At 63.6% G+C, this 13,127-nt stretch carries 11 protein-coding genes and 2 tRNA genes; 11 read left to right on the plus strand and 2 right to left on the minus strand.

Going from position 1 to position 13,127, the window contains the following annotated elements; all coding sequences use genetic code 11:
- The first annotated feature begins 34 nt into the window (after positions 1-34).
- Positions 35-1,306, plus strand: a complete 1,272-nt coding sequence (gene clpX / locus LB518_RS02115; protein WP_073051168.1) for an ATP-dependent Clp protease ATP-binding subunit ClpX — start codon at positions 35-37, stop codon at positions 1,304-1,306.
- A 192-nt stretch (positions 1,307-1,498) separates the two neighbouring features.
- On the opposite strand, the gene LB518_RS02120 is transcribed toward clpX, so the two are convergent.
- On the minus strand, positions 1,499-2,590 hold the full coding sequence (locus LB518_RS02120; RefSeq protein ID WP_224572487.1) for a linear amide C-N hydrolase: 1,092 nt from the start codon (positions 2,588-2,590) through the stop codon (positions 1,499-1,501).
- A 342-nt stretch (positions 2,591-2,932) separates the two neighbouring features.
- On the opposite strand from LB518_RS02120, the gene lon reads away from it, so the two are divergent.
- The 5 genes from lon to LB518_RS02145 all read left to right on the plus strand — a co-directional run bounded on the left by lon (position 2,933) and on the right by LB518_RS02145 (position 7,926).
- A complete protein-coding gene (lon, locus tag LB518_RS02125; RefSeq protein WP_224572489.1) occupies positions 2,933-5,365 on the plus strand; it encodes an endopeptidase La in 2,433 nt (810 codons plus the stop codon).
- Positions 5,366-5,558: 193 nt separating this feature from the next.
- Positions 5,559-5,831 carry an HU family DNA-binding protein gene (locus tag LB518_RS02130; protein WP_073051164.1) on the plus strand — a complete coding sequence of 91 codons (273 nt, stop codon included), beginning with the start codon at positions 5,559-5,561 and terminating at the stop codon, positions 5,829-5,831.
- Between the two features lie 165 nt (positions 5,832-5,996).
- Positions 5,997-6,072, plus strand: a tRNA-Val gene (locus LB518_RS02135).
- 458 nt (positions 6,073-6,530) lie between these two features.
- Positions 6,531-6,607 (plus strand) — tRNA-Asp (locus tag LB518_RS02140).
- A gap of 344 nt (positions 6,608-6,951) precedes the next feature.
- Entirely contained in the window at positions 6,952-7,926 is a 975-nt protein-coding gene (locus LB518_RS02145; protein ID WP_224572491.1) for a YncE family protein, read from the plus strand.
- Positions 7,927-7,945: 19 nt separating this feature from the next.
- On the opposite strand, the gene LB518_RS02150 is transcribed toward LB518_RS02145, so the two are convergent.
- Positions 7,946-8,989, minus strand: coding sequence for an FUSC family protein (locus tag LB518_RS02150; protein WP_224572493.1), 1,044 nt, complete (start codon positions 8,987-8,989; stop codon positions 7,946-7,948).
- Positions 8,990-9,417: 428 nt separating this feature from the next.
- Here LB518_RS02150 and LB518_RS02155 point away from each other — a divergent pair, with 428 nt between their 5' ends.
- The 5 genes from LB518_RS02155 to nuoE are packed head-to-tail and all read left to right on the plus strand — an operon-like array spanning position 9,418 to position 13,124.
- A complete protein-coding gene (locus LB518_RS02155) occupies positions 9,418-9,783 on the plus strand; it encodes an NADH-quinone oxidoreductase subunit A (protein WP_224572495.1) in 366 nt (121 codons plus the stop codon).
- On the plus strand, positions 9,774-10,370 hold the full coding sequence (locus LB518_RS02160) for a NuoB/complex I 20 kDa subunit family protein (protein WP_502845768.1): 597 nt from the start codon (positions 9,774-9,776) through the stop codon (positions 10,368-10,370). The genes LB518_RS02155 and LB518_RS02160 overlap by 10 nt, the downstream gene beginning before the upstream one ends.
- 8 nt (positions 10,371-10,378) lie before the next feature.
- Entirely contained in the window at positions 10,379-11,008 is a 630-nt protein-coding gene (locus LB518_RS02165) for an NADH-quinone oxidoreductase subunit C (protein WP_224572497.1), read from the plus strand.
- 8 nt (positions 11,009-11,016) lie between these two features.
- Complete coding sequence (locus LB518_RS02170; protein ID WP_224572498.1) at positions 11,017-12,207, plus strand: NADH-quinone oxidoreductase subunit D; 1,191 nt, start codon at positions 11,017-11,019, stop codon at positions 12,205-12,207.
- The gene (gene nuoE / locus LB518_RS02175) at positions 12,207-13,124 is read left to right on the plus strand and encodes an NADH-quinone oxidoreductase subunit NuoE (RefSeq protein WP_224572501.1); all 918 of its coding nucleotides are present in this window, start codon (positions 12,207-12,209) and stop codon (positions 13,122-13,124) included. The genes LB518_RS02170 and nuoE overlap by 1 nt, the downstream gene beginning before the upstream one ends.
- The last annotated feature ends 3 nt before the right edge of the window (positions 13,125-13,127 follow it).

Here is a 13,127-nt window from a genome sequence, read left to right on the forward strand (position 1 = left end):
GCTTCCCCGGGCCCGACGACAGCGAGGTAGACGGATGAGCAAAGTCAGCGGCAGCGACACCAAGAATACGCTCTACTGCTCGTTTTGCGGCAAGAGCCAGCACGAGGTGCGCAAGCTGATCGCGGGGCCGACGGTTTTCATCTGCGATGAATGCGTCGAGCTCTGCATGGATATCATCCGCGAGGAATCGAAGTCCTCGCTGGTGAAGTCACGCGACGGCGTTCCGACGCCGCAGGAGATCTGCGCGGTGCTGGATGACTATGTCATCGGCCAGCGCCACGCCAAGCGCGTGCTCTCTGTCGCCGTGCACAATCATTACAAGCGCCTCAACCACGCGACGAAGAACAACGACGTCGAGCTGGCGAAGTCCAACATCCTGCTGATCGGACCGACCGGTTGCGGCAAGACGCTGCTCGCGCAGACGCTGGCCCGCATCCTCGACGTGCCCTTCACGATGGCCGATGCGACGACGCTGACCGAAGCCGGCTATGTCGGCGAGGATGTCGAGAACATCATCCTCAAGCTGCTGCAGTCGGCCGATTACAATGTCGAGCGGGCGCAGCGCGGCATCGTCTATATCGACGAGGTCGACAAGATCAGCCGCAAGTCCGACAACCCGTCCATCACGCGTGATGTCTCGGGCGAGGGCGTGCAGCAGGCGCTGCTGAAGATCATGGAAGGCACGGTCGCCTCCGTGCCGCCGCAGGGCGGGCGCAAGCATCCCCAGCAGGAATTCCTGCAGGTCGACACGACGAACATCCTGTTCATCTGCGGTGGCGCGTTCGCCGGCCTCGAGCGGATCATCTCCGATCGCGGCCGTTCGACGTCGATCGGCTTCGGTGCCCGCGTCGCTGGTCCGGAAGATCGCCGCACGGGCGAGCTGTTCCGTCATGTCGAGCCCGAGGATCTGCTGAAGTTCGGCCTGATCCCCGAATTCGTCGGCCGTCTGCCGGTCCTGGCGACGCTCGAGGATCTCGACGAAGCTGCGCTGATCACGATCCTGACCGAGCCGAAGAATGCGCTCGTCAAGCAGTACCAGCGTCTGTTCGAGATGGAGAATGTCGACCTGACCTTCCATCCCGACGCGCTGACGGCGATCGCCAAGCGCGCCATCGAGCGCAAGACCGGCGCGCGTGGCCTTCGCTCCATCATGGAGCAGATCCTGCTCGAGACCATGTTCGACCTGCCGGGCCTTGATGGCGTGCAGGAAGTCGTGATCTCGGCCGAGGTTGTCGAGGGCAAGGCGCGTCCGCTTTATATCTATGCAGAGCGCCAGGAAGAAACGGCGACCGCCACGGCTGGCTGACGCTCTCTTTGTGACGGAATTGAAAAAGCCCGGCGGAGCGATCCGCCGGGCCTTTTTGTGCTCAGTCGAGATTGGCGAAGGCCAGGCCGTCGCAGCTGGAATCCTATCCGCAGAGCGTCCAGGCGCCGTCTCGCCGCGATGCCGGGCGATCGAAGGGAAGGCCGCGTTCGAGAACGCGACCTTCCGCGCCGGCTACATTCCTGTCGAAGGAAGGAACGTGAAGGCAGGCGTTGCATCGAATTTGTCGGCCGCATTGCCGGAGTAAACCTTCCCTCCGGCTACAGTGAGCTTCTTCACCGGCGCACCTTCCTTAAGGTCGAGATCGGCGAGCGGCACCCAGAAGCCGTTGGGACTGGTCGCGCTGTCGAAATAATAGATCTTGTCGGTCTGGTCAGACACCGTGCGCCAAAGCGTCGACGAGATGTTCGGCTGGCCCGGTGTGGTGATGCCGAGCGGCACGCTGACGCTGCGCATCACGCCGAGCACGCTGGCGGCCGCCTGGAAGGCAAACTTCTGGTCCGGCACCGCAGTGATATAGGCTGGGTCGGCCTTCTTCGGGATCGCCTCGACAAGGAATGAGGCCCGTGCGAAGCGGTCCGCCGCGCGGTTCGTGCCCGGCAGGAAGGTCAGGCCGCCAATGCCCTGCCAATAGGCGTTGAGCGCCAACTGCTGGTCGAAGCTCGGCGAATTGGTCATCACGTTGAATTGCTTGCCGTGATGAACCACCAGCTTGCCGCCGATATACTCGAAGATCGCGCTATCGCCGGTCGCGTCGGAAATGGCGAGATGCAGCTGCGCACCCTGGCCGTTCGGAAGTTTTGGCGCGACGATGCGGAACGGCTCTTTCGATAGCGCTTCGACGGCATCGGAAACGGTGGCGAAGTTGTCGAGTGCGTACTGAGCCCAGACGCTGATCGAGAGGACCGGCTTGCCGTCTGGCTGGCCGTAGTCGGATTCGGCAAGGTAGAGCAGATTGGCGACGAGGCCCTGTTCGTTCATGCCGTCGGCCGTGCCGACGTCGTAGCCCGTGGCAACGACGCTTCCATACTTCGAGACCCATTTCGGGGTTCCAGCCCCGCCTGCACCGTCGCGAGCGATGCCGCGCGGCATCGACCAGAGATTGGTGTGCATGTCTTCGGCCCAGTCCATCGACCGACCGGTGATGACAAGGCCGTCATCGCCGACATAGAGCGCGCGCGTGCAAGCGGCGGCCGACTGGATACTGGCAGCGGCTATCGCCAAAGCCGCGACGCTGCCAACCAGCTTCGAAACACAGAACTTCATGATCTTCCCCGATTTCCGCGCCCGAGTGGTGAGAGGCGGGACACGCGAATGACCGTCGCACAAAGACGTTCGGAAAGCCTTGATGACTTCGATCGACGTCGACGCATTTCCGGACAGTAGCCGGTCGCCCACGGCCGGCGCGCGGTGGACGCTGATGTCGCCGCATAGTGGGATGCGGCGCCGCTTGACACCCCCATGCTGCAACGCCACCTAATGGGACAACCGCGTCGCAAGACGCAGCGCTGACGAGTCGAACGGGATCGCTTCCCTCCAGCCCATAAGACGCGTCCATGAGCCGAACGGTGCCTATCAAGGGCCGTGCCGGTCGCGAAAGGAACGAGCATGACATCCGATACCAAGCGTTCGATCGGCCTTCCTCCTGGCGACGAACTCTACCCCGTCCTTCCTCTGCGCGACATCGTCGTCTTCCCGCATATGATCGTGCCGCTGTTCGTCGGCCGCGAGAAGTCGATCCGTGCGCTTGAGGAGGTAATGCGGGCCGACAAGCAGATCCTGCTGGCGACGCAGCAGAACCCCGGCGATGACGATCCTGCGCCCGATGCGATCTATCCGATCGGGACGCTGGCCAGCGTGCTGCAGCTGCTGAAGCTGCCCGACGGCACCGTCAAGGTGCTGGTCGAAGGCATCGCGCGCGCCGAAATCCGCAACTACACCGACCATGAGCCCTATTACGAGGCCTATGCCCATCCTCTGCCCGACGCTGAAGGCGACAAGGTCGAGGTCGAGGCCATGGCACGCTCGGTCGTCTCCGAATTCGAAAACTATGTGAAGCTGAACAAGAAGGTCTCGCCCGAGGTCGTCGGCGCGGTGACGCAGATCGAGGATTACTCGAAGCTTGCCGATACCGTCGCCTCGCATCTGGCCATCAAGATCCCCGAGAAGCAGCAGATCCTTGCCCTCCGCACGGTTGGCGAGCGGCTGGAGCGCGTGCTCGGGCTGATGGAAAGCGAGATTTCGGTTCTTCAGGTGGAGAAGCGCATCCGCTCCCGCGTCAAGCGGCAGATGGAGAAGACGCAGCGCGAATACTACCTGAACGAGCAGATGAAGGCGATCCAGAAGGAGCTGGGCGATCAGGAGGACGGCAAGGACGAACTCGCCGAACTCGAGGAGCGCATCTCCAAGACCAAGCTGTCGAAGGAAGCCCGTGAAAAGGCCCAGGGCGAGCTCAAGAAGCTGCGCCAGATGTCGCCGATGTCGGCCGAAGCCACCGTCGTGCGCAATTATCTGGACTGGCTGCTCGGGATTCCGTGGGGCAAGAAGTCCAAGGTCAAGAACGACCTGCGTTATGCGCAGGAGGTGCTCGACGCGGACCATTACAGCCTCGACAAGGTCAAGGACCGGATCATCGAATATCTGGCCGTCCAGAGCCGTTCCAACACGCTGAAGGGACCGATCCTCTGCCTCGTCGGCCCGCCCGGCGTCGGCAAGACTTCGCTCGCCCGCTCGATCGCCAAGGCGACCGGCCGTGAATATGTTCGCATGTCGCTCGGCGGCGTGCGCGACGAGGCCGAGATCCGTGGCCACCGGCGGACCTATATCGGTTCGATGCCCGGCAAGGTCATCCAGTCGATGAAGAAGGCCAAGAAGTCCAATCCGCTCTTCCTGCTCGATGAGATCGACAAGATGGGCCAGGACTTCCGCGGCGATCCCTCGTCGGCCCTGCTGGAGGTGTTGGATCCGGAGCAGAACTCCTCATTCAACGACCATTACCTTGAGGTCGATTACGACCTGTCGAACGTGATGTTCGTGACGACGGCGAACACGCTGAACATCCCCGGCCCGCTGATGGACCGCATGGAGATCATCCGGATCGCCGGCTACACCGAGGATGAGAAGCTGGAGATCGCGCACAAGCACCTGTTGCCGAAGGTCATGAAAAATCATGGCCTCGACGCGAAGGAGTTCTCGGTCACCGACGAGGCGCTGCGGTTCGTGATCCGCCGCTACTCGCGCGAGGCCGGCGTGCGCAGCCTCGAGCGGGAGATCGCGACGCTTGCCCGCAAGGCGGTGAAGGAACTGCTGCTCTCGAAGAAGAAGTCGATCGCGGTCGACGAGAAGGTCGTCGAGGATTATCTCGGCGTGCCCCGTTATCGCTATGGCGAGGCGGAACTCGAAGACCAGGTCGGTGTCGTCACCGGTCTCGCCTGGACGGAAGTCGGCGGCGAGATCCTGACGATCGAGGGCGTCATGATGCCTGGCAAGGGCCGCATGACCGTCACCGGCAATCTGCGTGACGTGATGAAGGAATCGATCTCGGCCGCGGCGTCGTACGTCCGCAGCCGCGCCGTCGATTTCGGCATCGAGCCGCCGCTCTTCGACCGCCGCGATATCCACGTCCACGTTCCCGAGGGGGCGACCCCGAAGGACGGGCCGTCGGCCGGCATCGCGATGGTGACGGCGATCGTCTCGACCATGACCGGCATCCCGGTCCGCAAGGATGTCGCCATGACCGGCGAGATCACGCTGCGCGGACGTGTGCTGCCGATCGGCGGTCTCAAGGAAAAGCTGCTCGCGGCGCTGCGTGCCGGGATCAAGACCGTCATGATCCCGGAAGACAATGCGAAGGACCTCGCTGAGATCCCGGACAACGTCAAGAACGGGCTGGAGATCATTCCGGTCGCGCGCATGGACGATGTTCTCGCTCATGCGCTGGTCAGAAAGCCGGTCCCGATCGTGTGGGACGAGGCCAAGGCGGCGGCGCAAAAGCCGGTCGCGACTGAGGATGATGCAAGTTTAGCCTTGACGGCACATTAGGCAAACTGAGCCCGCAAAACGACGACGCCCGCCCTCCGGCGGGCGTTTTCGTGTCGAAATTCACCGAATTGTGCTCCAAACCCGCGGAAAACAGCCATTTTCCCTTGCCAGCGGCGCTCAATTCGGTGAGATGTCGCGCCAAGGTCAGGTTCGACTCAGGCGAACCGACCTCGAGACCAGGGAAAGGATCATCATGAACAAGAACGATCTCATCGCAGCCGTTGCCGAGCGTACCAACTCTTCGAAGGCCGCTGCCGCGGAGGCTGTCGATGCAACGTTCGACGCGATCACCGCCGCCCTGAAGTCCGGTGACGAAGTCAAGATCATCGGTTTCGGCAATTTCAGCGTTGCGGCTCGCGCCGCGAGCGAGGGCCGTAATCCCCGCACCGGCGAAACGATCGCCATCGCTGCCTCGAAGACGCCGAAGTTCAAGGCCGGCAAGGGCCTCAAGGACGCCGTCAACTAGGGCGGTCGTTATTTTGGAGGCGGCCCTGCGCCATTCGCGCCGGGGCCGCCTCTTGCTTTTCTATGAGGACGATTGCGGGATCAGCTTGAAAGCGAAGCCCGTGTTGGCCTAGACCGATACGACGGGCCGCCAGTCGGCCCACCGGAGGCATTCCCTCCAGCGTGCGGGCGGTTAGCTCAGTTGGTAGAGCGCCTCGTTTACACCGAGGATGTCGGGAGTTCGAGTCTCTCACCGCCCACCATCATCCGGCCTGCACGGCGCGGGTGTCAGCGCACAGAACGGTCAGCAGCGCCACGAACGCCTTGAGCGGGGTGGTAGCCGCACTCCGGTGACGAAACGCCTCCCCACGATTGCGCCCGTCGCCTCACAGGCAAGACTCTCTCCTTCGGCCGCTCTCGCGACCGCGACGCGAGCCGCAAGGGAGATTGCGGCCGCGAGCATCGGCTCGTCACAATCGACAATGGCTGGAAGATCGGAAGGCGTCTGCGCGGTCATCGGAGGCGATTCCGGATCGGGGGCAGGGCTGGCGCCTGAGCCGGATCGGCCCCTGCTGTCACGGCCTCTGTCTGCGATGACAAATGCGTTGTCGGCTTATCCACAAGGCGGGCGCCACCGCGCTTGACTTGTCCCAAGGCGTGCCGTACCAGACGCCCACACGACGCGGCGACGCCGCTTCGGCCCTCCACGAGGGACCCCAGCGGGGGTGTAGCTCAGTTGGTTAGAGCGTCGGCCTGTCACGCCGAAGGTCGCGGGTTCGAGCCCCGTCACTCCCGCCATTTATCTCCTCACGACATCGATGATCACTGCGGCCGCGCTGGGCTTCTTGCTTCGCGAGCCGGCTTGCCATCCGGCTGCTGCCGTGATCCCGCTCGCGCCAACCTGCCCGCGATCTGCTGCGCTTGATCGCCCGCGGCCGTTTCGATTTCCGACCCTCAACCCATGACAGGTTTGGCCGCTCGGCGCACAACGCCTGCGCGAGAGGACGCGGCCGGTTTGCCTGACGGCGAAAAGCGGTTGTATCGCTGTAAAATGCACGCCAAGGCCGTGACTCCAATAAGTTGTATCACTATCGTTCTGCCACCCAGGCGCAACATGCGTCGACGTGACAGACGGGTGGTGGATGTCCGACCTAACCATGCGGATCAGCCGGCGGCGCTTTGTTGTGCGTTCCGGAATGGGGCTGGCCGGCCTCTTGGCGCTCGGCTTTGCAGCGCCCGTGGCTTATTCAGACTTGAGAAACCGTGGATTGCTCGGTCCCAAAGGGCCGCCGTTGATTGCAGCACGGCCGCTGCCGGATTCCGCGCCGGGCCGTGCACCACCGGGATTCACCGGCACAGGCCTCGACAGGATCGCTCGCGGCGACTGGTCTGGTTATTGGGTGGTCGGCGACGACGGTCGCTTGAAAGAGGGCGACGGGTCCCCCTTGCGCGGCGCGATCCATATCGTGGCGCCTGACTGGTCTAGGGTGGTTGCAACGATCCCTGGTGCGCCGGGGGCCAGTCTGCAGGGTGTCGCGGTGGACAGGTCCGGCGAGATCGACACCGTCTGGGCCGCCTGCTCGGCGACCGGCACCGTGCGACGCTATGATCTCTATGGTGAGGACGCGGGCCGGGAGAGGGTCGCCGATCGCATCGACCTTGCCGATTTCGGCATAGCCGGATCGGCGAACGGCCTTGCGATCGACCTCTCGACCGACACGGTGCTGGTGTCGCTCTATCAAGGCAACAAGGTCTACCGGATCGGGCGTGAGACGGAGCGCCTCGTCGAGACGATCACGCTCGGGGTCGAGGGCACCAATCTCGATTCGACGCCCGACCATCTCGTCTATGACGCGCCGTCACGCCGGCTCTTCTACAGCGTGGGTCGGAACGGTCGGAACGGCTCGATCCGCTCCTATGACCTCGCGGGCGGCCGTGATGTCGTCGCTTTCGCCAATCTCGACCAGTGCCAGGCGATCGAGGGCTTCTACATCGATGCCGACCATAGCCTGCTGACGGTGGTCAGCGATGGCGGCTTCCACGTTTCGGCAAGACCGCCGCGAAATCAGGCGCTGACCTACAGGATCGGACTGCCGAAGACGGTTGCCGCCGGCTGAGAAGGGGTCTCTGCGCCGGTCAAGACGACCTGGTGGCAGTAGCGTCCTGAAGCAGCTTGAACGCGGCGAGCCCGATCACTGCGGCAAGCGCGCCGATGATCGTATCGGTGAGACGCTCATGCAGGAGCAGCGCCGTCATCCGGCTGTCTGGCGAGACGATCTCCACCATCAGCAGGACGAACAACGTCAGGCAGAACACACCAAGCGCATTGTGGAATTGCTGGGCCGGCCAGCGCACGAAGGCAGCGAGCGCCATGGCGAAGAGCGTCAGCCGATGATTGCCGACATCGGCGATGAGGACGGCCGCGAACACGCCGCCGAGTGTTCCGACCACGCGTTCGACTGCAAGGCGGAAGCTGCTGACGACCTCTGAGCGCATGACGAGGAGGACGGTGAGGCATGTCCAGGATGGCCGCAGCGAGCCAAGCAGCTGCGCCGCGAGCAGCGCCGCGCCGATCGAGAGCATCACGGCGATGGCGAAGGCGACGCGCGGACCGGCGGGGCCCTTGAGGCTGAGCCCGATCGAGGCGGCAGGCGGCACGGATAGCGGATGCCATTGCCCGTCCTGCAGGTCGCTTGCCAGGGAAATCAGCCAGGAAATGCCGAGCATCACGAGGATGGCGAGGAAATCGACCGGCACCGGTGCGCCGACCAGCCCGGCGAGCACGACACCAAAGGCGAAGAAGCGAGTCGCCAGCAGCAGATGCGGATGGGCGGTCTCGACAAGGCCATAGGCAAGGCCCGCCAACATCGAGAGCGCGAAGACGAACACGAGATGTCCGGTCGCCAGCGCGCCGAGCGCAAGCCCGATCGAAAGGGCCAGCGGGCCGATCGCCATCCAGCCGAGCCGGGCGAGGGGAGGGCCGCCGGCATCGCCGGCAAAGGCCACGATGGCGGAGACCATTGCATAGACGAGCCAGTTTTTCGGCCCGGTCGCGAGCGTGACGATGATTGGCGCCATCACGGTGAAGGTGAAGCGGATCGACCGCTCCATCGTCTCGCGATCGAAACCGAGACGCACGGCGCCGTCGATCGCCGACCTGATCGTGTCTCTTGCCGACAAGCGAGCCTCCATCGGCACGGGGCTTTGGTCGCCCGTGAAGGTGAACCGCGCGACAAGACCAGATCGCCGGACCTTGGGGAAGTCCACCCTTCGTGAGTCGCCGCTGGTGCAGACGGCGGCCAGCCATCTGAGGCTGCGGCGACGGGACATTTCGCCGCGCGGAGATTTGTTTTCGTTGTTCCAATTCCAGGATGGGCGCAATTCCGCCAAGATGCTGCGGCGCTGACCCGGCAGCACCTTGCCGCAGCAATGGCACGGGGCTTGCCACGCCTAACCGCCTCCGCTAAGGCTCGCGTAATGTTTTCGACCGTCGCGCGTGCGGGTCAGGTGGCCTTGTCGCCGTCCGATATGATAACAGAGTGAAGCGCTTGGCGGCGTTTTGCGCCGCAGCACCGGCCGCCCGGCCGGTGGAGCATCGGAGCCGGATCATGGACGTCTTGTTGCGCGAATATCTTCCGATCGTCGTGTTCTTCGGCATAGCGCTCGTGATCGGTCTCGCGCTGCTGGTTTCGCCGTTCCTCATCGCCTACCGCAATCCCGATCCGGAAAAGCTTTCGGCCTTCGAGTGCGGCTTCAATGCCTTTGACGACGCGCGCATGAAGTTCGACGTGCGCTTCTATCTCGTCGCCATCCTGTTCATCATCTTCGATCTCGAGGTCGCCTTCCTGTTTCCGTGGGCGGTGACGTTCGGCAGCCTCGGCTGGTTCGGCTTCTGGTCGATGATGATCTTCCTCGGCGTTCTCACGATCGGCTTTGTCTACGAATGGAAGAAGGGAGCGCTCGAATGGGATTGACCCCGACCCCCGCACCGGCGCCCGCCAAGGGGCCGCTCGTCGCCGAGCGCCCGCGTGGTCTGGTCGATGCCTCCGGGCGCGCCATCGGCCATGACGATCGCTTCTTCATGGAAGTGAATGGCGAGCTGGCCGACAAGGGCTTCTTTGTCGCCGCCGCGTCCGATCTCATCACCTGGGCCCGCACGGGCTCGCTGATGTGGATGCAGTTCGGTCTCGCCTGCTGCGCCGTCGAGATGATGCAGGTCTCGATGCCGCGCTATGACGTCGAGCGCTTCGGTTTCGCGCCGCGCGCTTCGCCGCGCCAGTCCGACGTCATGATCGTCGCCGGCACGCTGACCAACAAGATGGCCCCGGCGCTGCGCAAGGTCTATGACCAGATGCCGGAGCCGCGCTACGTCATCTCGATGGGCTCCTGCGCCAATGGCGGCGGCTATTATCATTATTCCTACGCCGTCGTGCGGGGCTGCGACCGCGTCGTTCCGGTCGACATCTATGTACCCGGCTGCCCGCCGACCGCTGAGGCGCTGCTCTACGGCGTCCTGCTTCTGCAGAAGAAGATCCGCCGCACCGGCACCATTGAGCGCTGAGGACTGAGATGGACGAGACGCTCAACGAGCTTGGCGACTATATCGCGGCGACCAAGGGCGAGGCGATCCTCGGCCATTGCGTTGCCTATGGCGAGCTGACCGTCAACGTTGCCCGTGAGGCTATCCTCGACGTCGTCGGCTGGCTGATGGATGATCCGAAGGGCGGTTTCGTGAACATCGTCGACGTTTGCGGCGTCGACTATCCCGAGCGCGAGAACCGCTTCGACGTGGTCTATCACCTTACGAGCCCGAAGCGGAACCTGCGCATCCGCCTTAAGGTCGAGACCGACGAGGTCACGCCGGTTCCCTCGATTACGCCGATCCTGCCGGGTGCCGGCTGGTTCGAGCGCGAGGCCTATGATCTTTACGGCATTCTCTTCGTCGGCCATCCGGACCTGCGCCGCATCCTGACCGATTATGGTTTCGACGGTCATCCGCTGCGCAAGGATTTCCCGCTGACCGGCTATGTCGAGGTCCGCTATGACGACGAGCAGAAGCGCGTCGTCTATGAGCCGGTCCGCCTCACCCAGGAATTTCGCGATTTCGACTTTCTCTCGCCTTGGGAGGGGACGGACTACGTCATCCCCGGCGACGAGAAGGCCAAGGAAACCGCTCCGCCTGCAACGAAGCCGAGCTGAGGCCCTGAATGTCTGAAGCCCAGGTTCGCACCTTCAATATCAATTTCGGCCCCGAGCATCCCTCGGCGCATGGCGTGCTGCGCCTTGTGCTGGAGCTCGACGGCGAAATCGTCGATCGCGTCGACCCGCATATCGGCCTGCTGCACCGCGGCACCGAGAAGCTCATCGAAGCCAAGACCTATCTGCAGGCTGTGCCCTATTTCGATCGGCTCGACTATGTCGCGCCGATGAATCAGGAGCATGCCTTCGCTCTCGCGGTCGAGAAGCTGCTCGAGATCGAAGTGCCGAAGCGCGGCCAGCTGATCCGCGTCCTCTACAGCGAGATCGGCCGCTTGCTTTCGCATGTGCTGAACGTGACGACCTGGGCCATGGACTGCGGCGCGCTGACGCCGCCGCTCTGGGGCTTCGAGGAACGCGAGAAGCTCATGATCTTCTACGAGCGTGCTTCCGGTTCGCGCATGCACGCCGCCTATTTCCGTCCCGGCGGTGTTCATCAGGACCTGCCCGAGGCGCTGATCCGCGACATTGGTGATTTCTGCGACCCCTATCTGAAGCGTCTCGACGATCTCGACCGCCTCGTGACCGGCAACCGTATCTTCAAGCAGCGCAATGTCGATATCGGCGTCGTGACGCTCGAGGAAGCCTGGCGCTGGGCCTATTCGGGCGTGATGGTGAGGAGCTGTGGCGCGCCCTGGGATCTGCGCCGTTCGCAGCCCTATGAGTGCTATTCAGAACTCGATTTCGATATTCCGACCGGCTCGCATGGCGACTGCTACGATCGCTATCTCGTCCGCATGGAAGAGATGCGCCAATCGATCCGCATCATGAAGCAGTGCGTCGCGCGCCTTCTCGGTACCGAGCGCAGCGGTCCGGTGTCCTATACGGACAACAAGATCGTTCCGCCGAAGCGCGGCGAGATGAAGCGCTCGATGGAGGCGCTCATCCACCACTTCAAGCTCTATACCGAGGGCTACCACGTGCCGGCCGGCGAGGTTTATGCCGCCGTCGAGGCGCCGAAGGGCGAGTTCGGCGTCTATCTCGTCTCTGACGGCACCAACAAGCCCTATCGCTGCAAGATCCGCGCGCCCGGCTTCGCGCATCTCCAGTCGATGGACTTCCTCTGCCGCGGCCACATGCTGGCCGACGTCTCGGCGGTGCTGGGTTCGATCGACATCGTGTTCGGAGAGGTTGACCGCTGATGTCCGTTCGTCGTCTCGCATCCGAACAGCCCGAAAGCTTCGCGTTCACGCCGGAGAATCTCGTCTGGGCGGAGAAGCAGATCCTGAAATTCCCCGCCGGGCGCCAGGCCTCGGCGGTGATCCCGATCCTGTGGCGCGTCCAGGAGCAGGAAGGTTGGATTTCCGAGCCGTCGATCCGCTTTGTCGGCGAGCTGCTCGACATGCCGTTCATCCGCGTGCTCGAGATCGCGACCTTCTACACGATGTTCCTGCTCGCTCCGGTAGGCCGGAAGGCGCATATCCAGGTCTGCGGCACCACGCCTTGCGCGCTGCGCGGCGCTGGTGATCTGCTCAAGGTCTGCCGCAGCCGCATCCATGCCGAGCCGCTGCATGTTTCGGCGAACGGGGATCTCTCCTGGGAAGAGGTCGAGTGCCTCGGCGCCTGCGTCAACGCGCCGATGGTCCAGATCGTCCCGGATACCTATGAGGACCTCACCGTCGAGAGCTTCAACACGCTCATCGACGACATCGAGGCTGGCAAACCGCTGAAGCCCGGCCCGCAGGTCGATCGCTTCATGTCGATGCCGGTCGGTGGCCAGCGCGTTCTGGTCAGCGCGGAACTTTATGACGGCTCGATGATCGGCCAGGGCGCGGGTCTCGCCGCAGCCAAGGACGCGATCGCCGCACGCGCCAAGGCGGCCGAGGAAGCAAAACTCGCCGAAGAAGCCAAGGTCGCCGAAGAGGCAAGGGCTGCCGAAGCTGCCAAGGCCGATCCGGCGCCGGCCAAGGATCCGGTCGCTCCGGCCGTCGAGATCCAGGGCGAGGCGGACAAGGAAAAGGTTCCGAACCAGGTCGACCAGTCGAAGCCGGCGTCCGATCCGTCGGTTCGTCCGGACGCGGGCAAGGTAGAAGTGTCCCAGTCGGGCAAGAAGGATTGAGGG

Source organism: Mesorhizobium sp. BR1-1-16 (genome assembly GCF_020165495.1).
Classification (GTDB): Bacteria; Pseudomonadota; Alphaproteobacteria; order Rhizobiales; family Kaistiaceae; genus Kaistia.